The sequence below is a fragment of the Pseudomonas sp. P20 genome (genome assembly GCF_016463925.1).
Lineage (GTDB): Bacteria > Pseudomonadota > Gammaproteobacteria > Pseudomonadales > Pseudomonadaceae > Pseudomonas > Pseudomonas aeruginosa.
The window spans coordinates 57745-82607 of record NZ_JAEMVM010000037.1; the positions used below are offsets into that span (position 1 = coordinate 57745).

General features: G+C 60.2%; 21 protein-coding genes. 6 read left to right on the plus strand and 15 right to left on the minus strand.

What is annotated here, in order from left to right:
• From JHD77_RS29990 to mtnA, 15 genes are all read right to left on the minus strand, one after another.
• On the minus strand, nucleotides 1-1239 hold the full coding sequence (locus JHD77_RS29990) for a hypothetical protein (protein WP_124124278.1): 1239 nt from the start codon (nucleotides 1237-1239) through the stop codon (nucleotides 1-3).
• A gap of 73 nt (nucleotides 1240-1312) precedes the next feature.
• Complete coding sequence (locus JHD77_RS29995) at nucleotides 1313-2200, minus strand: glycosyltransferase family 2 protein (protein ID WP_023088170.1); 888 nt, start codon at nucleotides 2198-2200, stop codon at nucleotides 1313-1315.
• Nucleotides 2187-3275, minus strand: coding sequence for a hypothetical protein (locus JHD77_RS30000; RefSeq protein ID WP_176484350.1), 1089 nt, complete (start codon nucleotides 3273-3275; stop codon nucleotides 2187-2189). The genes JHD77_RS29995 and JHD77_RS30000 overlap by 14 nt, the downstream gene beginning before the upstream one ends.
• A gap of 204 nt (nucleotides 3276-3479) precedes the next feature.
• Complete coding sequence (locus JHD77_RS30005; protein ID WP_078452257.1) at nucleotides 3480-4706, minus strand: flippase; 1227 nt, start codon at nucleotides 4704-4706, stop codon at nucleotides 3480-3482.
• Nucleotides 4707-4810: 104 nt separating this feature from the next.
• Nucleotides 4811-5845, minus strand: a complete 1035-nt coding sequence (locus JHD77_RS30010; protein WP_003158828.1) for an LPS O-antigen chain length determinant protein WzzB — start codon at nucleotides 5843-5845, stop codon at nucleotides 4811-4813.
• A gap of 269 nt (nucleotides 5846-6114) precedes the next feature.
• Complete coding sequence (locus JHD77_RS30015; protein WP_306277921.1) at nucleotides 6115-6408, minus strand: lipopolysaccharide assembly protein LapA domain-containing protein; 294 nt, start codon at nucleotides 6406-6408, stop codon at nucleotides 6115-6117.
• Nucleotides 6409-6420: 12 nt separating this feature from the next.
• Nucleotides 6421-6702 (minus strand): integration host factor subunit beta, encoded by a 282-nt coding sequence (gene ihfB, locus JHD77_RS30020; RefSeq protein ID WP_003158826.1) that lies wholly within the window; start codon nucleotides 6700-6702, stop codon nucleotides 6421-6423.
• A 136-nt stretch (nucleotides 6703-6838) separates the two neighbouring features.
• Nucleotides 6839-8518, minus strand: a complete 1680-nt coding sequence (gene rpsA / locus JHD77_RS30025) for a 30S ribosomal protein S1 (RefSeq protein ID WP_003091442.1) — start codon at nucleotides 8516-8518, stop codon at nucleotides 6839-6841.
• 267 nt (nucleotides 8519-8785) lie between these two features.
• On the minus strand, nucleotides 8786-9475 hold the full coding sequence (cmk, locus tag JHD77_RS30030; protein ID WP_003091443.1) for a (d)CMP kinase: 690 nt from the start codon (nucleotides 9473-9475) through the stop codon (nucleotides 8786-8788).
• Nucleotides 9475-11715 carry a bifunctional prephenate dehydrogenase/3-phosphoshikimate 1-carboxyvinyltransferase gene (locus tag JHD77_RS30035; RefSeq protein WP_003452751.1) on the minus strand — a complete coding sequence of 747 codons (2241 nt, stop codon included), beginning with the start codon at nucleotides 11713-11715 and terminating at the stop codon, nucleotides 9475-9477. The genes cmk and JHD77_RS30035 overlap by 1 nt, the downstream gene beginning before the upstream one ends.
• Nucleotides 11708-12817 (minus strand): histidinol-phosphate transaminase, encoded by a 1110-nt coding sequence (hisC, locus tag JHD77_RS30040; protein WP_003115433.1) that lies wholly within the window; start codon nucleotides 12815-12817, stop codon nucleotides 11708-11710. The genes JHD77_RS30035 and hisC overlap by 8 nt, the downstream gene beginning before the upstream one ends.
• Before the next feature lie 68 nt (nucleotides 12818-12885).
• Nucleotides 12886-13983, minus strand: a complete 1098-nt coding sequence (gene pheA, locus JHD77_RS30045) for a prephenate dehydratase (RefSeq protein WP_003091446.1) — start codon at nucleotides 13981-13983, stop codon at nucleotides 12886-12888.
• On the minus strand, nucleotides 13983-15068 hold the full coding sequence (gene serC / locus JHD77_RS30050) for a 3-phosphoserine/phosphohydroxythreonine transaminase (protein WP_003111764.1): 1086 nt from the start codon (nucleotides 15066-15068) through the stop codon (nucleotides 13983-13985). Before serC ends, pheA begins: the two co-directional genes overlap by 1 nt.
• A gap of 87 nt (nucleotides 15069-15155) precedes the next feature.
• Nucleotides 15156-17927: a DNA gyrase subunit A gene (gene gyrA, locus JHD77_RS30055; protein ID WP_012613862.1), complete on the minus strand. Its 2772-nt coding sequence runs from the start codon at nucleotides 17925-17927 to the stop codon at nucleotides 15156-15158.
• Between the two features lie 236 nt (nucleotides 17928-18163).
• On the minus strand, nucleotides 18164-19240 hold the full coding sequence (gene mtnA, locus JHD77_RS30060; protein ID WP_003091449.1) for an S-methyl-5-thioribose-1-phosphate isomerase: 1077 nt from the start codon (nucleotides 19238-19240) through the stop codon (nucleotides 18164-18166).
• Nucleotides 19241-19349: 109 nt separating this feature from the next.
• Here mtnA and JHD77_RS30065 point away from each other — a divergent pair, with 109 nt between their 5' ends.
• The 6 genes from JHD77_RS30065 to hutG all read left to right on the plus strand — a co-directional run bounded on the left by JHD77_RS30065 (nucleotide 19350) and on the right by hutG (nucleotide 24853).
• A complete protein-coding gene (locus JHD77_RS30065; protein WP_003091450.1) occupies nucleotides 19350-20684 on the plus strand; it encodes a TRZ/ATZ family hydrolase in 1335 nt (444 codons plus the stop codon).
• Nucleotides 20685-20834: 150 nt separating this feature from the next.
• Nucleotides 20835-21533, plus strand: coding sequence for a bifunctional 2-polyprenyl-6-hydroxyphenol methylase/3-demethylubiquinol 3-O-methyltransferase UbiG (gene ubiG / locus JHD77_RS30070; protein WP_003091451.1), 699 nt, complete (start codon nucleotides 20835-20837; stop codon nucleotides 21531-21533).
• Nucleotides 21530-22210: an N-acetylmuramic acid 6-phosphate phosphatase MupP gene (gene mupP / locus JHD77_RS30075; protein WP_003119716.1), complete on the plus strand. Its 681-nt coding sequence runs from the start codon at nucleotides 21530-21532 to the stop codon at nucleotides 22208-22210. The genes ubiG and mupP overlap by 4 nt, the downstream gene beginning before the upstream one ends.
• Before the next feature lie 64 nt (nucleotides 22211-22274).
• On the plus strand, nucleotides 22275-23015 hold the full coding sequence (locus JHD77_RS30080) for a YciK family oxidoreductase (RefSeq protein ID WP_003091453.1): 741 nt from the start codon (nucleotides 22275-22277) through the stop codon (nucleotides 23013-23015).
• Between the two features lie 158 nt (nucleotides 23016-23173).
• Nucleotides 23174-23902 carry an IclR family transcriptional regulator gene (locus JHD77_RS30085; protein ID WP_003091454.1) on the plus strand — a complete coding sequence of 243 codons (729 nt, stop codon included), beginning with the start codon at nucleotides 23174-23176 and terminating at the stop codon, nucleotides 23900-23902.
• A gap of 15 nt (nucleotides 23903-23917) precedes the next feature.
• Complete coding sequence (hutG, locus tag JHD77_RS30090; protein ID WP_003122244.1) at nucleotides 23918-24853, plus strand: formimidoylglutamase; 936 nt, start codon at nucleotides 23918-23920, stop codon at nucleotides 24851-24853.
• The last annotated feature ends 10 nt before the right edge of the window (nucleotides 24854-24863 follow it).

Genomic DNA, 24863 nt, shown 5'->3' on the forward strand with positions numbered 1-24863 from the left:
TTAAACCTCCTGCAGTGAATCATATAGCTTCTTCTTAATCAGCTCAGGAGAAAAGTTTGCCCATGCAAATGAAACACCCTGTTCCCCAAAAGAACTTCTTATGAACGTACTCTGTATAGCGTCGCTCAGCACATTCATGTCACCAGCATTCTTCGACAGTGCCAACCCTATTTTGTGGTCCCTTAGGAGCTTGATGGAGGCAACCGTCTCTGGACCAAAACCAATCACACAGACACCACTGGATAGATACTCCGGAAGCTTGGTGGAAAGAGAATACCTGGTCTTCTCCGCATATTTCTCCGAAAAACTTTCCACATGAAGTAGAAAGTCCGCTTTCTTGAACTCAACCTGCAAATCATCCCAGGAAGCAGATCCTCGGTAACTTATGCCTGAAGCCTCGAAGCGTGAAAGCATAGCAGAAGAAAAACTTTGTCCAGAGTAAAGATCAATGCTATACGAAAGACCCAGTTGACCACAGACTCCAGACATAAGTCTGGCAAAGGATATTATACTAGAATCTCTCCCCAAGTGGAGCCCACCCGCAAAAACCACTCTGACTTGCCCTGGAGTCACGAACTCCCGACCCGCAGGTACAGGCTGACTGATCAAATTGCAATTTATAAGTGTTTCGCCACCCGAGCCATATGCACTCTCAAAAGCGGACCTCATTGAGTCACCTATGAAGAAAACCTGTCGAGAAGACTGTAAAAGCTCGGCGTAACGCTTATGAAGCCCGTGATGATAAGCCTTGCCAAAAGGGCCAACCGGACAATTCGAAAGAACATAGTCGTCCGTGATGTAGGTAAACAACGGTATGTTCAATCTAGCGCTAAGAAAAAGCGCATAATCGATAGCAAACTTACAGTTCCCCGCCACAAAGAAAATGCATTCAGGAGAAAAATTTTCCACCCAAGCCATTAGCCGCTTATTCTTTTGTAGGCCACACCGGTAACCTAAATCGCGCAGGTACAGTTTCAAGGATTCAAGATAGGTATTCAAGAAACTAACAAATCGAACCTTTACCGAGCTTGAAACTAGCCCGTGCGCAGTTGTGACAACGCTGCTCACAGATGACGAAACATCACTCCCCGCCTCATGCTCTTTGGAAAAAAGTTGGCGCAGCTGTTCGAAGGCTCTGACATTGAAGAAGCGCTTGACGACTTTGGATTGAGGCCTCTCAGCATTAAAAAAAAGCTGGGCCAGTTTCTCGCCATCATAATCGGCAAAGAAAGAATTCAAGGTCCTTCCGTTATTAGCCGAAAAAGATAAGGCGTTATTACTTATTATCAAGACTTTTTTTACCATACCCCACCTAGAGCAAAGGCCCTTTTACAGAGCCCAACCCATGAAGAATACCTTTCACCGTTAAACTAAAAGAGCGACGCCTGTCGTCAGAAAAAAGAATCATTGAAACGATGCGATTAGCAAAAGCCGTCAATATTCTTAACTTGAAATAAGCAGGAACGTAGCTCTGCCTCAAGAGAAATATAGAGTTTCGAAAAAAATAATAACGACGCACAGGCGAATATTTCAAGAAATAAAACCCAAGAAACTTTTTTGGTAACTCATCAGAAACCTCATGATACATGATAGCCTCTTCGGCGAGACAGAGATACCTCCCTTCATATCCGAGACGATAACACCACTCGGTATCGACATACTCGATGAAGAGTCCACCATCGAACTTGTGCTCCCACCAAGTTTCATAATTGATCAACATCCCCGACTGCAGACCAATCCTCAAAAATTTCAAGCCCTCAGGAAGTTCTTTTTGCTGGATCTCGGGAAGTATATATTCAAAATCTAAAGATCTTCTGTCCACTATCCTGGGCACAACAGCGGAAAAAGGAATAGCTTTATCAGTTAGGCCTTGGTACATGGCACGCATATGCTGAACAAAGTCTTCATGAAGACTGGAGTCCTGATCAAAGGTGAAAACAGCATCCGCCCCCTTTGACTTTAGATGGTCAAATGATAGGTTTATTGCAGTTCCCAAGCCTAGGTTTTCCCCTTCACCCAGAAATGTACAGGCATCCGAATGTTCATCCATGAAGGCAGAAGAAAGCAGCGAGTTCTGAAAAACCACAACACCTTTGCACCCTTGAGAAACCAAAGACCTGACCAAACTGGACAGAGCATGCTCCTCCGGAAAATAAGCAACTATTACAGCATAAAGCCTCAAGTTTTTAGCAGCCGACATTCTTTCGCCCCGCATATACGTACCACGAATAAAAAACCATGATTGTTGCAAAGCCGATAAGGCTAAACAAGAAAGGGTTGGTACTCACAACGATGAGATAGCCATAGCCGACCGCACATAGGAACCTGACAAGCTTGCTCTTTTCAAACCCAGGCACAAAACCTGCCCGCGGGATCAGCAAGGCCATATATAGAATACTGAGCAATATAGCACTGCCAATGAGCCCCAGTTTCATCACCAGTGCCCAGAGCGACATCTCATAAGACCAAGGTGCCTGCTCCGATCTTATCAGGTACTCGGAGTTGCCACCCAGACCAATACCCCAAAATAGATTCTCAGACAGGGTATGATATATCGCTTCGATCTGATCAGCACGTTCAGTCCCCTCCCCCTCCTTGTTCAACCCGAGCACTTTCAGTACCGAGGGTGTCACCGCAAGTAGCAAAAGCAACTCCACCATAACCATACCAAAAACATAAAGCGCGATCTTTACTCCGGAGGAAAACGGATAAAGCAGATAAGCAGCAACCCTAAAGAAAACATAGGAAACAGGAACAAACGCCATATATCCCAGTAACGCTCTCGTATCAGATGCATAAGCCGCAAATACAAATATCCAGAGCACAAAAAGAATCAACAAGCGGCGAAAAAATCCGTTCGATTTCAAAAAACCGAAAAGAGCGATTGTATATCCAACCAAGATAAAGGAAGTGCTAGCCCAGAAGACCCTAATGCTGGGCTCCTTCGTAAATATGAAAATCTCTCCCTTCCCAGCAAGATACTGATAGAAGAAGTCATTTACCCAAGAAACGTCTATCGCCCCGGCAGAAAATCCAAAATAAAGAATACAGTGCAGTACTGCTAGAACAAAGGAAAAACAGAAAGCGGCCGAAACTATAGACAGTAGAACCCTATCTGAACCGATGACAGCAACAATACAAAGCGCCGTCAAACCAAAGAGCGACGAAGCATCTTGAAAATTGCGCCCCCAGTAATCGTTAAGATAAGGCAGAACGCCCCCCAAACAATAAAAAACACCGAAACCAGAGAAAGATAAAAAATAATAGAAAGGCACTTTCGCTCTAGAAGAAAAATGAGGATTAGAAAAAGTGAAATCAACACAAAAAGCAGTTTACGAAACGAAAAACCAATCAGCTTTTCACTCCAAGCCCCACTACCGCCCACTGATATTTCCGCCAAAAAAACAACAGAGAACAGCAAGAAAAAAAACTCAGCGACCCGAAGAGCATCCAGCCTTATATACACTGCGCTTAGCCCTCTATTTCCTGGAGAAATATTCCAACAGCAGAAAGTCGACAGACACCCTGACAGTCCAAGCTATTGCCGCCCCCACTATGGAAGAATGTAGAACTAGAAAATACAACAAAGCCAGATATGGGAGCACCTCGAAAATATGTAAAATAGCTGTCAACCTGGAATTACCTTCAGCTTGAATTTTGGCAAAAGGTATTTGCGCCAGAGAATTGAACAAAAAGCCAACAGCAAGGATTTTGAGGACAAGAGAGGCCTCCCCCAGATACTTATCACCAAGCCATACAGAAAGAATAATGTCACTACCAAAGAATATAAGAGCTGAAGATAAGCCACATACAACGAAGGTCATCTTATAGGCAACTCTGGTTTGTATACTATCAGAAGAATCCAGACTCAAACGCTGAAATATGACCCGGGATATGGACGTGGGAACGAAGGCAACCCTTCCAATCACCTCGGAGGGGGCTGAGTACAAGGCAACAGTTGCCGCCCCCAGATGGCTGGAAATAAAGAACCTATCAAAATAGACCATTACAGGGCTAATAAAATTACTAACAGTAATCCAGCCGCCATAGTTGATCAGACGCTTGAAAGTAAAATAATCAAAAACGTGCACTCGAAGTCCGAACGGGAGCACACAAAACACATACGCCAGCAGCATGACGAATATACGAGAGGCTACGAGCCCCAGCATCGCCACAGAAAACCGTTCGTCCCCACTTATCCAAACCCAAGCGGCAGGAATGATAGCAACAGCCAAACCAGAAATAATTTTTAGAAAATTCAGGTTCCTAAAATCCCCACGGCCTTCCAAAAAGGAGAACCAGACCGTACTCAATAGCAAGGGGACTATTGCAAAACTAAGGTAGTTGAGCCCCAATACCACGTCTGGCCAGTTCCCCGCCGTTACTCCCAACGACGAGGCTAAGCGTTCGCTATTGAAGTACAAGAGCAAGGCACAGGTGAAACCCGCAATAGTAACTACTACAGAGGAAGTCCCAACAGCCTTGTTGACTTCCGAACCTTTATCTGAACTCAGAGCCACCTCCCTGATAACAGCTCTGGATAAACCCAAGTCAAATATACTGGCATATCCAATGATGGCAAAAGACAAGGTCAGAAGCCCAAAATTCTCGACCCCCAAAACTCTGGCCAGATAACCGATAGCAGGCAACGCCGCCAAGGAAGGAATCAGTACCCCTAAAAAGTTCCAAAAAGTATTCCTAGCCAAGCTCAAGCCATATCCCTCAAGCAAATAAGTTCAAAAAAATCGGCACAGCTCAATCTGCTCCAGAGATCGACATAATCCTGATGTGCGTTATGCCATCAGCTACTTCAGCGCCTAAACTGCACAATGCGTAGCAGGCCTACCAAGCATCCCAGGAAAATACCAAATACAGCACCCAGTACAATTATAATCAATTTCTTCGGCTTTATTGGCTTATCAGAAGTTTCAACGACCCCATCTTTTCTATAGACAGAGACTTGACTTTCATCAGGAGATAGTTTTGTATAAAGAGCATATCTTTCCTGCAAAGCTCTCAATCCGCCGATGAAAGAATCATCAGACTCACGCGCCTCTAAACTAGATATCTCTGCCCGCAGAGCTTTCGCCCCACGCATATACATAAGTTCCCCGATCATGATCGAAGATAGCTGCCGCTCCGTTTGCCCCTCAAACGAGGGTGGATTTTCAATCTTCAGGGCTTCGGCTATTTTCAGAGCTTCCCTCAGGCGCAAGATAGTATCCTCCCTGCGAGTCTTGGCCATTGCCCTCATGATATTTATCTGCTGCTCTAGATTCACACTTTTTACATGCAAGTCTCTTTTAATATTTTTGAGCATTTCATTCTTGGATATTCCGGCGACCATTTCAATATAAGAGTCAACTAAATAAGCTGCTGTATCCGACTCATGAGCTACAGCAGAAATCAAATAGCGCCCTGAACCATCCACCGATGCTTTGATCTGCAATTCATCATTGAACTTATTATATAATGCATCAAGAGATTCCGCCCCTTTGTCTCCCAAGGTCGGTAGATACTTTTCCTTGAAGAAATTCTGCCGTGTCTCTTCAGCCATCAAATTCCTGATAAAGACGTCATATATATCCTTGACAGAAAAGACTCCCAGGTCACTCTCTTTTCGCCCAAGATTAAAACCAGATATTTCATTTAAGGAAGGGGGCAAAACAGAAGCTCGAGCCTCATAGATTGGCCGACTATAAAATGCATAAACAACGGCGAGGGCCGTTGCAAGAAGAAAAAAAGAGGCAATCAACCACTTCTGCCTGAGAATACCTTGTGCAAGTTCAACGAGGTCGATCTGCCCATCAATAGGGACAACACGGGGTGATCTTTCTGTGGTCACAATGCATCCATCACTTGATTTTGGTTAGGAGTTCCGATCAAAGGCAGAAATCGTTCTCCAGCTCCATGCTCTCCAAGCTACTGCATTTTGCCAGCATGACTCGAGAATACAAGGAGTACGAACCGAAAGCCTCCTTCGACAAGCCCTTTCATCCGACAGTGTCGAGATAAATAGCTCAACATGCATAGACAACCACACAGAAGGTTAGTTTCCTCCGCCCCTTACACCCCTCGAGCAATCACCCTCCCGGCAAAGCCTTTCCGCCGCCCTTAGTGATCCAGCGGACTTGTCCTTAGCTTCGCCACTTCCGTACGCAAGCCAGAAAGCATGCTGCGTGTGCGCATGTAGCCAGGAAGACTCATTAGTAGAACAAGCAGCCCCCCCATAACAAAAGACGATAGCAGCAAGAGCACCAAAGGAAATTCAGGAGACTGCCTCCCCAAAAACGTCACATGACTACTGTCAAGATTCTCCAATACGAAGACAATGACTATAAGCGCCAATAGGAAAAAAAAGCCAGCGATAGCCAGACGCCTGAGAAGCATAAAGACTCCTAATAACATGTTTCAGCCAATTCAAACCTCGTTAACCCGATCCCGCAACTCCTTGCCCGGCTTGAAGTGCGGCACGAACTTGCCGTCGAGGCGTACCGACTCCCCGGTCTTGGGGTTGCGACCGACGCGCGGGGCGCGGTAGTGCAAGGAAAAGCTGCCGAAACCACGGATCTCGATCCGGTCCCCGGTCGCCAGGGCCTGGGACATTTGCTCCAGCATGGTCTTGATTGCCAACTCGACATCCTTCGCGGACAGTTGCCCCTGATGGGTAACGATCCGTTCGATCAACTCCGACTTGGTCATGGTTTTCCCTTCTTTTTCAAGCGGCTAGATCAGCTCAGGTCTCTTTTAGCATGCTGATCAGTCTTTGAACAGGTCCAAGAAGGGGAAAACGAAAAAGGGCGGCCTAGGCCGCCCTTTTTCATGATGGATCAGAGACTTAGCCCTGATTCTCCATCTGAGCACGGATCAGATCACCGATGGTGGTCGGACCAGCGCTTTCTACTTCCTGCTTACGCAGTTCTTTCATTGCGTCCTTCTCGTCGTCGACGTCCTTGGACTTGACGGAGAGGCTGATGACGCGGCTCTTGCGGTCGATGCTGATGATCTTGGCTTCGACTTCCTCGCCTTCCTTCAGGACGTTGCGCGCGTCTTCGACGCGGTCACGGCTGATTTCGGAAGCCTTCAGGATACCTTCGATGTCGTCGCCCAGGCTGATGACAGCGCCCTTGGCGTCGACTTCCTTCACGGTACCGCGGACGATGCTGCCTTTCTCGTGCAGGGACGCGTAGTTGGAGAACGGATCGTCTTCCAGCTGCTTGATACCCAGGGAGATGCGCTCGCGCTCCGGGTCGACCGACAGGATGACGGTTTCCAGCTCGTCGCCCTTCTTGAAGCGACGTACGGCTTCTTCGCCGACTTCGTTCCAGGAGATGTCGGACAGGTGGACCAGGCCGTCGATGCCGCCGTCCAGACCGATGAAGATACCGAAGTCGGTGATCGACTTGATGGTACCGGAGATACGGTCACCCTTGTTGAACTGGCTGGAGAAGTCTTCCCACGGGTTGGATTTGCACTGCTTGATACCCAGGGAGATACGACGACGCTCTTCGTCGATGTCCAGAACCTGAACTTCCACTTCGTCGCCAACCTGGACGACTTTCGACGGATGGATGTTCTTGTTGGTCCAGTCCATTTCGGAGACGTGTACCAGGCCTTCCACGCCCTCTTCCAGCTCGGCGAAGCAGCCGTAGTCGGTGAGGTTGGTGACGCGGGCCATGACGCGGGTGCCTTCCGGGTAACGCGCCTTGATGGCAACCCACGGGTCTTCGCCCAGTTGCTTCAGGCCCAGGGATACACGGTTGCGCTCGCGGTCGAACTTCAGGACCTTGACGTCGATCTCGTCGCCAACGTTGACGATCTCGGACGGATGCTTGATGCGCTTCCAGGCCATGTCGGTGATGTGCAGCAGGCCGTCTACGCCGCCCAGGTCCACGAACGCGCCGTAGTCGGTGAGGTTCTTGACGATACCCTTGACCTGCTGGCCTTCCTGCAGCGATTCCAGCAGAGCTTCACGCTCGGCGCTGTTCTCGGCTTCCAGGACGCTGCGGCGGGAAACGACAACGTTGTTGCGCTTCTGGTCGAGCTTGATGACCTTGAACTCGAGCTCTTTGCCTTCCAGGTGGGTGGTGTCGCGAACCGGACGCACGTCGACCAGCGAACCCGGCAGGAACGCGCGGATGCCGTTGACGTCGACGGTGAAACCGCCCTTGACCTTGCCGTTGATGACGCCCTTGACCACTTCGTCGGCAGCGAAAGCCGCTTCCAGAACAATCCAGCTCTCGGCGCGCTTGGCTTTCTCGCGGGACAGCTTGGTCTCGCCAAAGCCGTCTTCTACCGCGTCCAGTGCGACGTGGACTTCGTCACCCACCTTGATGGTCAGTTCGCCCTGTTCGTTGTAGAACTGCTCGACCGGGATGACGCCCTCGGATTTCAGACCGGCATGGACGGTGACCCAGTCACCATCGATGTCGACCACGATGCCGGTGATGATGGCACCCGGCTGCATGTCGAGGGATTTCAGACTTTCTTCAAAGAGTTCTGCGAAGCTTTCGCTCATGTTCATACCTGTAGTCAAAGGCCCGGAAGGGCCCGATTCCGCATCACCAGCCAATGCGGTCAAGTCATTAAATGAAGCCGCAGGACAATTTGCTGGTTTCCTGCTAGCTTCTGATTGCACTCCCGAATGGGAATGCCCAGTTGGGTTGTTCTGCGATGGCGCCAGGCAAGTCGGGAGGCAACCCTCGCCGCACCTGCAAAACGCCACAACATAAGGTCTGGAATATTAGCAACCAGGCCCTGTATCGTCAATTCCCGCGCCAAAACCTCAGACGTCCCAGCCCTGCCGCTCGCAGTGCCGGATGATCGTCTCGACCACCGCCTCGATGCTCATTTCGGTGGAGTCCAGCAGGATCGCGTCATCGGCCGGTTTCAGCGGCGCGACCGCGCGCTGGCTGTCGCGCTCGTCGCGCTCGCGGATTTCTTCCAGCAAGGCAGACTGGTCGACATCCGCGCCCTTCGCCTTCAACTGTAGGTAGCGTCGACGCGCACGCTCCTCCGCCGAGGCGGTGAGGAATATCTTCAGAGGCGCATCGGGAAATACCACGGTGCCCATGTCGCGGCCGTCGGCCACCAACCCCGGCGCTTCGAGGAACGCCCGCTGGCGCTGCAGCAACGCATCGCGCACGGCCGGTAAGGCGGCGACCTGTGAGGCGCCGGCACCGACCTGCTCGGTACGGATCACATCGGTCACTTCCTCGCCTTCGAGAATGATGCGCTGCCCATGGCTGCCATCGGCAGCGACGAACTGCACATCGAGGTGCGCAGCCAGGACCTTCAGCGCCTCTTCATTGGTCAGGTCGACACCATGGTTGACCGCGGCGAACGCCAACAGCCGATAAAGCGCCCCGGAATCCAGCAGGTTCCAGCCCAGGCGCCGGGCGAGCAGCCCGGCGACCGTGCCCTTGCCGGCGCCACTGGGGCCATCGATGGCGAGCATCGGTACAGCGCCGTTCATCAATTGTTCTCCACGGCGACCCGGATACCGGTCTGGGCACACAGGGCGAGGAAGTTGGGGAAGGAGGTGGCGACGTTGGCGCAGTCGTGGATGCGGATCGGCCCGCTGGCGCGCAGCGAAGCGACGCTGAAGGACATGGCGATACGGTGGTCGCCGTGCGCCCAGACTTCGCCGCCACCGAACGCACCACCCTCGATGACGATGCCATCCGGGGTCGGCTCGGCCTTCACGCCCAGGGCCTTCAGGCCGTCAGCCATGACCTGGATACGGTCCGACTCCTTGACCCGCAGCTCTTCGGCGCCACGCAGGACCGTGCGCCCCTCGGCGCAGGCGGCAGCCACGAAGAGTACCGGGAACTCGTCGATAGCCAGTGGCACCAGGTCCTCGGGAATGTCGATGCCCTTGAGCCGCGCGGAGCGCACGCGGATGTCGGCGACCGGCTCGCCGCCGACCTCGCGCTGGTTTTCCAGGCTCAGGTCACCACCCATCAGGCGCAGGATCTCGATGACGCCGACGCGCGTCGGGTTGATGCCGACGTGCTGCAGGACCAGTTCCGAACCTTCGGCGATACTGGCGGCAACCAGGAAGAAGGCCGCCGAGGAAATGTCGGCCGGGACCTCGATATGGGTGGCGCTCAACTTATGCCCGGATTCGACCTTGGCGGTGCTGCCCTCGACCTCCACCGGATAGCCGAAGCCGCACAGCATGCGCTCGGTGTGGTCGCGGGTCGGCGCCGGCTCGGTGACCGAGGTCTCACCCGCGGCGTAGAGCCCGGCGAGCAACAGGCAGGACTTCACCTGGGCGCTGGCCATCGGCATGTCGTAATGCATACCGGTGAGGCGCTGGCCGCCGCGAATGGTCATCGGCGGACGGCCTTCCGGCCCCGTCTCGATTACCGCGCCCATCTCGCGCAGCGGCTTGGCTACGCGATTCATCGGCCGCTTGGAAAGGGAAGCGTCGCCGGTCAGGGTGCTGTCGAACGGCTGGGCCGCCAGCAGACCGCTGAGCAGACGCATGGAAGTACCGGAGTTACCCAGGTAGATCGGCCCAGGCGGCGCCTTGAGGCCGTGCAGGCCAACGCCATGGACGGTGACGCGGCCGTTCTGCGGCCCCTCGATCACCACTCCCATGTCGCGGAACGCCTGGATGGTTGCCAGTGCGTCCTCGCCCTCGAGGAAGCCCTCCACTTCGGTGGTACCTTCGGCCAGGGAGCCGAGCATGATCGAGCGATGGGAAATCGACTTGTCGCCCGGTACCCGGATGGTTCCGGACAGGCTGCCGCCCGGCTGGGCCAGATAAATCAGGTCGTTGTTGTGCATGGCGTCCACATAGGCCCGACGGGCCAGGATTTTGCTGAAATGCTCACGGGCTACCCGGGCGCGCGTGAAAACGCCCAACAACTGGTGCCCGTCCCCAGTGTCGACGGCCTCGCGCAGCGCGTCGAGGTCGTCACGAAAAACATCCAGTGTACGCAGCACCGCCTCGCGATTGGCGAGAAAGATGTCGTGCCACATCACCGGGTCGCTGCCGGCGATCCGCGTGAAATCACGGAAACCGCCGGCGGCATAGCGGAAGATCTCCAGGTTCTCGCTGCGCTTGGCCAGGGAGTCGACCAGGGTGAAGGCCAGCAGGTGAGGCAGGTGGCTGGTGGCCGCCAGAACCTCGTCGTGATGCTCGACCTCCATGTGCTCGACGTCCGCGCCCAGCGCGCGCCACAGGCTGTCGACCAGCGCCAGCGCGTCGGCATCGGTCTCCGCGGAGGGCGTGAGAATCACCTTGTGCCGGCGGAACAGGGTCGCCTTCGCCGCGGTCACTCCGCTCTGCTCGGAACCCGCGATCGGATGCCCCGGTACCAGGTACCGCGGCATCCCGCCGAACGCGACACGCGCGGCACGCACGATATTGCCCTTGGCGCTGCCAACGTCGGTCAATACAGCCTTGCCCAGGTCGAGCTTCGCCAGGTCAGCCAGCACCCGCTCCATCGCCAGGATCGGCACCGCCAACTGGATCACGTCGGCGCCGACGCAGGCGCGGCCAAGATCCTCCTCGCAACGGTCGACCACGCCGAGCTCCACCGCCAGGCGGCAAGACTCGGCATCCCGATCCACGCCGACCACTTCCCGGAACAACCCTTTGCTCCGCAACCCCTTGGCGAAGGAGCCGCCGATCAGGCCCAGCCCCACCACCACCAGGCGGCCCAGCTTAGGGGTCGACTGTTGCAGCGGCGTGACCTCAGTCATGCGCCAGCACCTTGCCCAGCGCCTGGAGGAAACGATCGTTCTCTTCCGGTAGCCCGATGGAGACGCGCAGGAAGGTCGGCATCCCGTAGCCAGCCACCGGACGCACGATCACACCTTCGCGCAGCAGCGCCTGGTAGACCGGACCGGCATCGCGAGCCAGATCCACGGCGATGAAGTTGCCCTTCGAGGGAATCCAGGACAGGCCCAACGCGTGGAAGCCATCCTCCAGCTGCGCCATGCCGGAATCGTTTAGGCGGCGACTCTGCGCCAGGTAGTCATGGTCGTCCAGCGCCGCGCAGGCAGCCGCCAGTGCCAGGCTATTGACATTGAACGGCTGGCGCACGCGGTTGAGCACATCGGCCACCGCCTTGCTCGAAAGCGCGTAGCCGACCCGCAGCGAAGCCAGGCCATAGGCCTTGGAGAAGGTCCGCGAGACCAGCAGGTTGGGGTGCCGCGCCAGGTAGTCCAGGCCATCGGGCAGCTCATCTCCCTCGGCGTATTCGATATAGGCCTCGTCCAGCACCACCAGCACCTCCGCCGGCACCTGGGCGAGGAACCGCTCCAGGGCGTCCGCACCGAACCAGGTCCCGGTCGGGTTGTTCGGGTTGGCGACGAACACCACGCGAGTTTGCCCATCGATGGCGGCGAGCATCGCTTCCAGGTCATGCCCCCAGGCGCGCGCCTTGACCGCCCGCCCCTCGGCGCCCACGGCCTGGGTGGCGATCGGGTAGACGGCGAAGGCATGTTCGCTGAACACGGCGTTCAGACCAGGCGCGAGGTAGGCACGGGCGACCAGGTCGAGAATGTCGTTGGAGCCGTTGCCCAGGGTCACCTGCGCCGCATCCACCGCGCAACGCTCGGCCAGCTTGCGCTTGAGTTCGAAACCGTTGCCGTCAGGATAACGGGTCAGTTCCGCCAGTTCGGCGCGGATAGCCTCCAGCGCCTTTGGGCTCGCACCCAGCGGGTTCTCGTTGCTGGCGAGCTTGACGATCGCCGCAGGGTCGATGCCCAGCTCGCGGGCCAGTTCGTCCACCGGCTTGCCAGGGACGTAGGGCGACAGCTTTTGCACCCCCGGCTGGGCCAGGGCAAGGAAATCGGACATGGATAGTTCAGCCTCGACGCGGGACGGGGCATTCATCGATGACCCGTCTCTTCGGAATGACAGCGCGCTCAGAGCACCGCTTTCGGATAGGAGCCCAGGACCTTCAGGGCGACGGCTTCCTGGCCGATCTTCTCCAGGACGTCCTTGATCAGCGGTTCTTTATGGTGGCCGACGAAATCGATGAAGAACACGTAGGTCCATTTGCCGCTGCGCGACGGGCGGGTTTCGATGCGGGTCAGGTCGATACCATTGTTGTGGAACGGTACCAGCAGCTCGTGCAGGGCCCCCGGCTTGTTGCGCATGGAAACGATGATCGAGGTCTTGTCGTCGCCGGTCGGCGGCACCTCCTGGTTGCCGATGATCAGGAAGCGCGTGGAGTTGTCCGGGCGGTCCTCGATCTTCTCGTGCAGCTTGCTCAGGTCGTACAGGCTGGCCGCCATGTCGCCGGCGATCGCCGCCGAATTCCACTCGCTCTTCACCCGCTTGGCCGCGTCGGCGTTGCTCGACACCGCCACCCGCTCGACGCTCGGGTAGTGCGAGTCCAGCCACTTGCGACATTGCGCGAGGGATTGGGCATGGGAATAGATCCGGGTGATGTTGTCGGTCTTGGTGGTTTCGCCGACCAGCAGGTGATGGTGGATACGCAACTCGACTTCGCCGCAGATCACCATGTCGTGCTCAAGGAAGCTGTCGAGGGTATGGTTGACCGCCCCCTCGGTGGAGTTTTCCACAGGCACCACGCCGAAGTTCACCGCGCCGGCAGCGACCTCGCGGAACACCTCGTCGATCGCCGCCATCGGCGTGCTGATCACCGCATTGCCGAAATGCTTGAGTGCCGCGGCCTGGGTAAAGGTGCCCTCGGGTCCGAGATAGGCCACTTTCAGCGGCTGCTCAAGCGCCAGGCAGGACGACATGATCTCGCGGAACAGCCGCGCGACCTCTTCGTTGTCCAGCGGCCCCTTGTTCAATTGCATGATGTGCTTGAGCACCCAGGCTTCGCGCTCGGGACGGTAGAACACCGGCGCCTCGCCCTCGCCCAGGGTCTGGGTCTTGACTCGCGCCACATCCTGGGCGCAACGGGCACGCTCGCTGATCAGCTCGAGCAACTTCTCGTCGAGGCTGTCGATGCGCAGGCGCAAGGCCTTGAGCTGGTCCTGGTCCGCCATCAGCCGTGCTCCTTCTCGAACTCCGCCATGTATGCGACCAGCGCCTCGACCGCGTCCAGGCCAAGGGCGTTGTAGATGGAAGCGCGCATGCCGCCGACCGAGCGGTGGCCTTTCAGGTTGAGCAGCCCGCGCGCCTCGGCGCCTTCCAGGAACGGCTTGTCGAGACGCTCGTCGGCCAGGCGGAACGGCACGTTCATCCAAGAGCGGGCGCTCGGCTGGATCGGGTTGGTGTAGAAGTCGCTGGCATCGATGGTCTTGTACAGCAGGTCCTTCTTGGCGCGGTTGCGCTGCTCCATCGCGGTCACCCCGCCCTGCTCCTTCAGCCATTCGAAGACCAGGCCGGACAGGTACCAGGAGTAAGTCGCCGGGGTGTTGTACATGGAACCGTTGTCCGCGGCGATCTTGTAGTTGAGCATGGTCGGACAGACGCTGCGGGCGCGGCCGAGCAGGTCTTCGCGAACGATCACCACCACCAGGCCGGACGGGCCGATGTTCTTCTGCGCCCCGGCATAGATCAGGCCGAAGCGGGACACGTCGAGCGGGCGCGAGAGGATGTCGGAGGACATGTCGGTGACCAGCGGCACGTCGCCGGTCTCGGGAATCCAGTCGAACTCGAGGCCGCCGATGGTCTCGTTGGAGGCGTAGTGCACATAGGCCGCGTCCTTGGTCAGCGTCCACTCGTTCTGACCCGGAATGGCGAAGTAGTCGTACTCCTTGGCGCTGGCCGCGACATTCACGGTGCCATAGCGACGAGCCTCCTCGATGGCCTTCTTCGACCAGATACCGGTATCGATATAGTCGGCGACGCCATCTTCGGGCAGCAGGTTCAGCGGAATCTCGGCGAACTGCTGGCTGGCGCCGCCCTGCAGGAACAGCACCTTGTAGTCCGAGGGAATGTCGAGCAGGTCGCGCAGGTCCTGCTCGGCCTTGCTGGCGATGGCCACGTAGTCATCACTACGGTGGCTCATTTCCATGACCGAAAGGCCCTTGCCCCGCCAGTCGAGAAGCTCGGCCTGGGCACGTTGCAGAACTGCGTCGGGAAGCGCCGCGGGACCGGCGCAGAAATTGAAGGCTCGCTTGCTCACATCCACTCTCGCTATAGGTAGGGCGGATAGCCGTGAGTTATCCGCCGAGGTCATCGGCCGGGCGGGCGCAGGCGCCCGCCCCGAGCCTTACTCTTCGTTGCCTTCCGCTTCCGCCGCGGGCTCGGACTCGGACTCGGCCGACTCGCCCAGAGATTCGGCAGCTTCCTCGCCCTCGGGCAGGTCCTCGTCATCTCCGCCCGACGGCTCCTGGACACGCTCCAGACCGACCAGTACCTCGTCGCTGGCGAGCTTGATCAGGGTTACGCCCTGGGTATTGCGGCCGGACAGGGAGACTTCGTCGACACGCGTCCGCACCAGGGTGCCCTGGTCGGAAATCAGCATGATCTCCTCTCCTTCCTGGACCTGTACCGCGGCGATCAGCGCGCCGTTGCGCTCGTTGGTGACCATGGCGATCACCCCCTGGCCGCCACGGCCGCGACGCGGGAACTTGCTCAGCGGGGTACGCTTGCCGAAGCCGCGCTCGGAGGCGGTGAGGATCTGCGCCCCGGACTCCGGAATCAGCATGGAGATCAGCTGCTGCCCCTTGCCCAGGCGCATGCCACGTACGCCGCGGGCGTTGCGGCCCATGATGCGCACCACGCTCTCGGCGAAGCGGATCACCTTGCCGGCGCTGGAGAACAGCATGACTTCCTTGGCGCCATCGGTGATCGCGGCGGCGATCAGGGTGTCGCCCTCTTCCAGTTTGAGCGCGATCAGGCCGCTGCTGCGCGGACGGCTGAACTGCACCAGCGGGGTCTTCTTCACGGTACCGAAGGCGGTGGCCATGAAGATGTAGGCGCCGGTCGGCTCGGCCACCAGCTCGGCGGTCTCGCCCTCGACTTCCTCGACCTCGGCGGCCTCGACCACCTCGCCCTCGAGCACCGCGCCTTCGGCTTCGTCGAGGTCGTCATCGGCGCCGCCGTTCTGCTGCAGCGCCTCCAGGTCGATCTGCAACATCGCGGTGATCCGCTCGCCCTCGTCCAGCGGCAGCAGGTTCACCAGCGGCCGGCCACGCGCGGTACGCGAGGCTTCCGGAATCTCGAAGGTACGCAGCCAGTACACCTTGCCCTTGCTGGAGAACAGCAGGAGGGTCGCATGGCTGTTGGCCACCAGCAGGTGTTCGATGTAGTCCTCGTCCTTCATCCCGGTGGCGGACTTGCCTTTGCCGCCGCGACGCTGCGCCTGGTAGGCGGCCAGCGGCTGGGACTTGGCGTAGCCGCCGTGGGAGATGGTCACCACGCGGTCTTCCTCGGTGATCAGGTCGGCGATGGTCAGGTCGACCTGGGAAGCCACGATCTCGGTGCGGCGAGCATCGCCGAATTCGGCCTTGACCGCTTCCAGCTCCTCACGGATCACCTCCATCAGGCGCGCCGGATTGGTCAGGATGCGGATCAGCTCGCCGATCAGGTTGAGGATTTCCTGGTATTCGGAGAGCAGCTTCTCGTGCTCCAGGCCGGTCAGGCGATGCAGGCGCAGCTCGAGGATCGCCTGGGCCTGTTCCGGCGACAGGTAGTACTTGCCGTCGCGCAGGCCGTACTGCGGATCCAGGTCTTCCGGGCGACAGGCGTCGGCGCCGGCACGCTCGACCATCGCTTCCACCGCGCTGGACTCCCAGGCAGTGGCGATCAGGCGTTCCTTGGCCTCGGCCGGGGTCGGCGAACTCTTGATCAGCTCGATCACCGGGTCGATGTTCGACAGGGCGACCGCCTGGCCTTCCAGGATGTGCCCGCGCTCGCGGGCCTTGCGCAGCTCGTAGACGGTACGCCGGGTCACCACTTCGCGGCGGTGGCGGACGAACACCTCGAGCATGTCCTTCAGGTTCAGCGTGCGCGGCTGGCCGTCGACCAGGGCCACCACGTTGATGCCGAACACGCTCTGCAGCTGGGTCTGGGCATAGAGGTTGTTGAGGACCACCTCGCCCACCTCGCCGCGACGCAGCTCGATGACCACGCGCATGCCGTCCTTGTCGGACTCGTCGCGCAGCTCGGAAATACCCTCGATCTTCTTCTCTTTCACCAGCTCGGCGATCTTCTCGATCAACCGCGCCTTGTTCAACTGGTACGGCAGCTCGGTGATGATGATCTGCTCGCGACCGCCGCCCTTCTCCATCTCCTCGACGACGGCGCGGGCACGGATGTAGATGCGCCCGCGACCGGTGCGGTAGGCCTCGATGATCCCGGCGCGGCCGTTGATGATGCCGGCGGTGGGGAAGTCCGGACCGGGGATGTACTGCATCAGCTCATCGACGGTCAGGTCGGGGTTGTCCATCAGCGCCAGGCAGCCGTCGATCACTTCGCCGAGGTTGTGCGGCGGGATGTTGGTCGCCATACCCACGGCGATACCGCTGGAACCGTTGACCAGCAGGTTGGGAATCTTGGTCGGCATGACCGCCGGGATCTGCTCGGTGCCATCGTAGTTGGGCACCCAGTCGACGGTTTCCTTTTCCAGGTCAGCCAGCAGTTCATGGGCCAGCTTGGCCATGCGCACTTCGGTGTATCGCATGGCTGCGGCGTTGTCGCCGTCCACCGAACCGAAGTTGCCCTGGCCGTCTACCAGCATGTAGCGCAGCGAGAACGGCTGCGCCATGCGCACGATGGTGTCGTAGACCGCGATGTCGCCGTGCGGGTGGTACTTACCGATCACGTCGCCGACCACACGGGCGGATTTCTTGTAGGGCTTGTTCCAGTCGTTGCCCAGCTCGCTCATGGCATAAAGCACACGGCGGTGCACCGGCTTCAGGCCGTCACGTGCATCCGGCAGGGCCCGCCCGACGATCACGCTCATCGCGTAGTCGAGATAGGACTGTTTCAGCTCGTCTTCGATATTGACCGGGAGAATTTCTTTGGCCAGTTCGCCCATGAGAAGCCTGGTTCCTTTTTCTGGTGGAACTTCGCCGCCTCGATCCTGAGGCAAACGAAGTAGGTCGGCGCATGCCCGAGCAGCGCCAACTCACTACAAATCAACGACTTGAGTCAAGGATTCGCGCACTCTCGAGGCCCCTCCGCGGGGCGCTCGAATAACCGTCGGAGCTTACCACAGCCCACGCCCCAGCCCAAGGCAAAGGCCCTGGCGGGGACGACCTCCAGTCGCCTCGTTCAATGCAGGCGCTTGCGGCTCATCAGGGCGGCCATGCGCTCGGCGTCGGGACGCTCGACGACGCCACGCTCGGTCACGATGGCATCGATAAGGTCCGCCGGGGTCACGTCGAATACCGGATTGTAGGCATCGACCTCGGCCGCTACCCGTCGCCCGCCGATTTCCAGCAGCTCGCGACCGTCGCGCTCTTCGATCGGGATGTCCTCGCCGCTCTCCAGGTTCATATCGATGGTCGAACTCGGCGCCACCACCATGAAGCGCACGCCGTGGTGCATGGCGTTGACTGCCAACTGGTAGGTGCCGATCTTGTTGGCGACATCGCCATTGGCGGTGATGCGGTCGGCGCCGACGATGACCCAGGTGATGTTCTCGGTCTTCATCAGGTGCGCGGCGGCCGAATCCACGTTCAGGCTGACCGGGATGCCTTCGTTGGCCAGCTCCCAGGCGGTCAGTCGCGAGCCCTGGAGCCAGGGCCGGGTTTCGTCGGCGTAGATGCGATTGACCAGGCCTTCCAGGTGCGCGGCGCGGATCACGCCCAGCGCGGTGCCGAACCCGCCGGTCGCCAGGGCGCCGGTATTGCAGTGGGTGAGGATGTTCTGCGGGCTGCCCTGCTGCTTGCGGATCAGCTCCATACCCAACTGGGCCATGGTCAGGTTGGCCTCGCGGTCGCTTTCATGGATGGAGATCGCCTCGGCTTCCAGCACCGCCAGCGGCTGGTCGCCCTCTTTCATTCGCTCCAGACGGTCGCGCATGCGGTTCAGCGCCCAGAACAGGTTGACCGCCGTGGGTCGCGAGTCGGCCAGCAGGCGGAAGTCCTCCTCCAGCGCGGCGCGCCAGTCGCCGCCCTGCGCCAGGCGCGCGCGGGCGCCAAGGACGATGCCGTAGGCGGCGCTGATGCCGATGGCCGGCGCGCCGCGCACGACCATATCGCGAATGGCCTTGGCCACCTCGGCCGCCGACTCATGTTCGAGCCAGACCTCCTCCTGGGGCAGCAGGCGCTGATCCAGCAACCGCAGCGTACCGTCCCGCCACTCGATCGCCTTGACCCGCTCGGCCGCCAGCAGTCGCTCTCGCATGCACACACCTCTCGCTGAATCACGGAAAAGCTGCGGATTATAACGAGCCCCAGCCGCGGACGCTCGGGTATACTTCCGGCTTCCCGCTCTGCGCCCAGGATGCGCCGCCATGCCCAACGTCCGTAACCCCTTCGACCTCCTCCTGCTGCCGACCTGGATCGTCCCCGTGGAGCCCGCCGGGGTGGTGCTGCGCGATCACGCGCTGGGCATCCGCGACGGCCAGATCGCCCTGGTCGCGCCGCGCGAGCAGGCCATGCGCCATGGCGCCACGGAAATCCGCGAATTGCCCGGCATGCTGCTCGCCCCCGGCCTGGTCAACGCCCACGGCCATTCGGCAATGAGTCTGTTCCGCGGTCTCGCCGACGACCTGCCGCTGATGACCTGGCTGCAGGACCACATCTGGCCGGCCGAAGGCCAATGGGTCAGCGAGGACTTCATCCGCGACGGCACGGAGCTGGCCATCGCCGAACAGGTAAAGGGCGGCATCACCTGTTTCTCCGACATGTACTTCTATCCACAGGCCATCTGCGGCGTGGTCCATGACAGCGGGGTACGCGCCCAGGTGGCGATCCCGGTGCTGGACTTCCCGATCCCCGGCGCCCGCGACAGCGCCGAGGCGATCCGCCAGGGCATGGCGCTGTTCGACGACCTCAAGCACCACCCGCGCATCCGCATCGCCTTCGGCCCGCACGCACCTTATACGGTGAGCGACGACAAGCTGGAGCAGATCCTGGTGCTCACCGAGGAACTCGACGCCAGCATCCAGATGCACGTCCACGAGACCGCCTTCGAGGTGGAGCAGGCCATGGAGCGCAACGGCGAGCGCCCGTTGGCCCGCCTGCACCGCCTCGGCCTGCTCGGCCCGCGCTTCCAGGCGGTGCACATGACCCAGGTGGACGACGACGACCTGGCGATGCTGGTGGAAACCAACAGCTCGGTGATCCACTGCCCGGAATCCAACCTCAAGCTGGCCAGCGGCTTCTGCCCGGTGGAAAAGCTCTGGCAGGCCGGGGTCAACGTGGCCATCGGCACCGACGGCGCGGCCAGCAACAACGATCTCGACCTGCTCGGCGAGACCCGCACCGCGGCGCTGCTGGCCAAGGCCGTGTACGGCCAGGCCACCGCCCTCGACGCCCACCGCGCGCTGCGCATGGCCACCCTGAACGGCGCCCGCGCGCTTGGCCTGGAGCGCCTGATCGGCTCCCTGGAAGCCGGCAAGGCCGCCGACCTGGTGGCCTTCGACCTGTCCGGCCTGGCCCAGCAACCGGTCTACGACCCGGTTTCGCAACTTATCTATGCCAGCGGCCGCGACTGCGTGCGGCATGTCTGGGTCGGCGGCAGGCAACTGCTCGACGACGGCCGCCTGCTCCGTCACGACGAACAGCGCCTGATCGCCAGGGCCCGCGAATGGGGGGCGAAGATCGCCGCCAGCGACAGGTCCTGAACCGCGGCGGGCCGGCCCGCTGCGACAAACTGACATAGGAAGGCGAACCGCCGCCGGCCCCATCCCTCCGCCAAAGCTGGCAACATGAAGGATTGGATTCCGCCGCCGCGGCCCTTCCCCCAAAGGCTTCACTCTTCAACGGGAACGATTATGAGCAACGTCGACCACGCCGAGATCGCCAAATTCGAGGCACTGGCCCATCGCTGGTGGGACCGCGAGAGCGAGTTCAAGCCGCTCCACGACATCAACCCGCTGCGCGTCAACTGGATCGACGAGCGCGCCGGCCTGGCCGGCAAGAAGGTGCTCGACATCGGTTGCGGCGGCGGCATCCTCAGCGAAGCCATGGCCCAGCGCGGCGCCAACGTCACCGGCATCGACATGGGCGAAGCGCCGCTCGCGGTGGCGCGCCTGCACCAGCTGGAATCCGGCGTCGCCGTCGACTACCGGCAGATCACCGCCGAGCAGATGGCCGAGGAAATGCCCGGGCAATTCGACGTGGTCACCTGCCTGGAGATGCTCGAACACGTGCCGGACCCGGCCTCGGTGATCCGCGCCTGCCACCGCCTGGTCAAGCCGGGCGGACAGGTATTCCTCTCGACCATCAACCGCAATCCCAAGGCCTACCTGTTCGCGGTGATCGGCGCGGAATACATCCTCCAGTTGCTGCCGCGCGGGACCCACGATTTCCGCAAGTTCATCCGTCCGTCGGAACTCGGCGCCTGGTCGCGCGAGGCCGGTCTCGAGGTCAAGGACATCATCGGCCTGACCTACAACCCGCTGACCAAGCACTACAAGCTTGCCAACGACGTCGACGTCAACTACATGGTCCAGACCCAGCGGGAGGCGTGAAGCGCATGCGGCTCAAAGCGGTACTGTTCGACATGGATGGCACCCTGCTCGACACGGCGCCGGACTTCATCGCCATCACCCAGGCCATGCGTGCCGCCCACGGCCTGCCGCCGGTGGACGAGCAACGGGTGCGCGACGTGGTCTCCGGCGGCGCGCGCGCGATGGTTGCCGCGGCCTTCGGCCTGTCGCTGGACAGCCCGGAACTGGAACCCCTGCGCCAGGAGTTCCTCGACCGCTACCAGGAGCATTGCGCGGTTCTCAGCCGGCCCTACGACGGCATCCCCGAACTGCTTGCGGCGATCGAGAAAGCCGGGTTGATCTGGGGCGTGGTGACCAACAAGCCGGTGCGCTTCGCCGAACCGATCATGCAGCGCCTGGGCTACGCCGAGCGTTCCAGGGTGCTGGTCTGCCCGGACCACGTGACCCGCAGCAAGCCCGATCCCGAGCCGCTGCTACTGGCCTGTAGCCAGCTCGGCATCGATCCGTCGAGGGTGCTGTTCATCGGCGACGACCTGCGCGACATCGAATCCGGCCGCGACGCCGGAACCAAGACCGCGGCGGTGCGCTACGGCTACATCCACCCCGAAGACAACCCCGCGCACTGGGGCGCCGACGTGATCGTCGACCACCCGCGCGAACTCATCGACGTTCTCGACCGCGCGCTCTGCGACTGCTGATCCGCAGCGCCGCCGACAGACAACGACCCGCCGCCAGGCGGGTCATGCATTCAAAGGATTCGACATGTTCCAGTACTCCGCCCGCCCCGACCTGCTGAAAGACCGCGTGATCCTGGTCACCGGCGCCGGCCGCGGCATCGGCGCCGCCGCCGCCAAGACCTTCGCCGCCCACGGCGCCACCGTGCTGCTGCTGGGCAAGACCGAGGAGTACCTGAACGAGGTCTACGACGCCATCGAGGCCGCCGGCCATCCGCAGGCCGCCGTGATCCCGTTCAACCTGGAGACCGCCCAGCCGCACCAGTTCGAGGAACTGGCGGCAACCCTGGAGAACGAGTTCGGCCGCATCGACGGCCTGCTGCACAACGCTTCGATCCTCGGTCCGCGCTCGCCGATGCAGCAGATTTCCGGGGAGAACTTCATGCGCGTGATGCAGGTGAACGTCAATGCCATGTTCATGCTGACCACCGCCATGCTGCCGCTGATGAAGCTCTCCAGCGACGCCTCGATCATCTTCACCTCGAGCAGCGTGGGCCGGAAGGGCCGCGCCTACTGGGGCGCCTATTCGGTATCGAAGTTCGCCACCGAGGGCCTGATGCAGACCCTTGCCGACGAACTCGACGGTACCAGCGCGATCCGCGCCAACAGCGTCAACCCCGGCGCCACCCGCACCAGCATGCGCGCCCTCGCCTACCCTGGGGAAAACCCGCTGAACAACCCCACCGGCGAGGAGATCATGCCGGTCTACCTGTACCTCATGGGGCCGGACAGCGCCGGCGTCAACGGCCAGGCCTTCGACGCCCAGTGATTCCCCGGCAGCCTCGCCGCCCGGCGAGGCTGCCCTGTCCTTCCCTTCCCTCTTCCCGTCCGGAACTTCCCATTCTTTTTGCATATTTTTCCCACTGAGTGGGAAAGTGGTTTCATTTTCCGGGAAATCGCCTTCACCCTGTGGGTCAAGGAGTTCCCATGTCGAAGCATTCCCCCACCGATCGCCTGCTGCAGATCCTCATTGCCCTCGGCCAGGCTCCCGAAGCCCTGTCTGCCAAGGAGCTGTCGCTGACCCTGGAGCAGCCGCTGAGCAGCACCTACCGGCACCTGAAGACCCTGTTGCGCTGGGGCCTGGCCGAAGAACAGGCCGGCCAGGGCCGCTACCTGCCCGGCCCGGCCTGCCTGCAACTGGCGAAGAAATTCGATCGCGAGGCCTCGCTGATCGGTCTCGCCAAACCGGAACTCAAGCGCCTGGCCGACCTGAGCCAGGAGAGCGTGGCGCTGATGGTGGCCAGCAACCAGCAGGCGATCTGCCTGGAACTGTTCGACAGTCCGCAGCCGCTGCGCTGCTGCTACCAGAAAGGGCTGGCGCAGCCGCTGTTGCATGGCGCCTCGGCCAAAGCCCTGCTGGCGCACCTGGAGGACGAACGGCGCGAGGAGCTGTACCTCGCCCAGGAACTCTCCGCCGAGCGTATCGACAAGCTGGAGCAGGAACTCCGGCTGATCCGCGAACAGGGCTACGCCGTCAGCCAGGGCGAGATCGACGAAGGCGTCTGGGGCATCAGCGTACCGCTGCTGGACAGCCGCCAGCGCCTGCACGGCGCCCTCAGCCTGATGGCCCCCGCCTTGCGCGCCCAGTCGCGCAGCGAACGCTTGCGGCAATGGACCCTCGACGCCGCCGCGCGACTTTCCGCGCGGCTGGACTGACCGACAGGAGTTTCGATGTACCCCGCCCCCGACATGAGCCTCTGGCAAGGCCGGATCGATAGCCAGGAAGGCGCCGACGCGCGGCGCTGGCACCAATGGATGCGTCCCTACGCAGACGACGCCGAAGCGGCCAGCGTGCTGCTCGGGTTCGCCAGCGACGAAGGCGTGCGCCGCAACCAGGGTCGCCAGGGCGCGCGCCACGGACCGCCAGCCTTGCGTCGCGCGCTGGCCAACCTGGCCTGGCACGGCGAGCAAGCGATCTACGATGCCGGCGACATCGTCGCCGGCGACGATCTGGAAGCCGCCCAGGAATGCTACGCGCAACGCGTCGCCGACCTGCTCGCGCGCGGCCACCGGGTGGTCGGACTGGGCGGCGGCCACGAAATCGCCTACGCCAGCTTCGCCGGCCTCGCCCGCCACTTGAGTCGGCATGAGCGCCTGCCGCGCATCGGTATCCTCAATTTCGACGCGCATTTCGACCTGCGCCACGCCGAACGGGCCAGCTCCGGCACGCCGTTCCGCCAGATCGCCGAACTCTGCCAGGCCAGCGACTGGCCGTTCGCCTACTGCTGCCTGGGCATCAGCCGCCTGAGCAACACCGCGGCGCTGTTCGACCAGGCCCAGCGCCTGGGTGTGCGCTACCTGCTGGACCGCCAGTTGCAGCCATGGAACCTGGAACGCAGCGAAGCCTTCCTCGACGGCTTCCTGCAATCCGTCGACCACCTCTACCTGACCGTTTGCCTCGACGTACTCCCGGCCGCCCAGGCGCCCGGCGTCAGCGCGCCCTCGGCGCACGGCGTGGAGATGCCGGTGGTGGAGCACCTGGTCCGCCGCGCCAAGGCCAGCGGCAAGCTGCGCCTGGCTGACATCGCCGAACTCAACCCGCAACTCGATAGCGACCAGCGCACCGCCCGGATCGCCGCGCGCCTGGTCGACAGCCTGGTCAACTGATCGCCCTTTC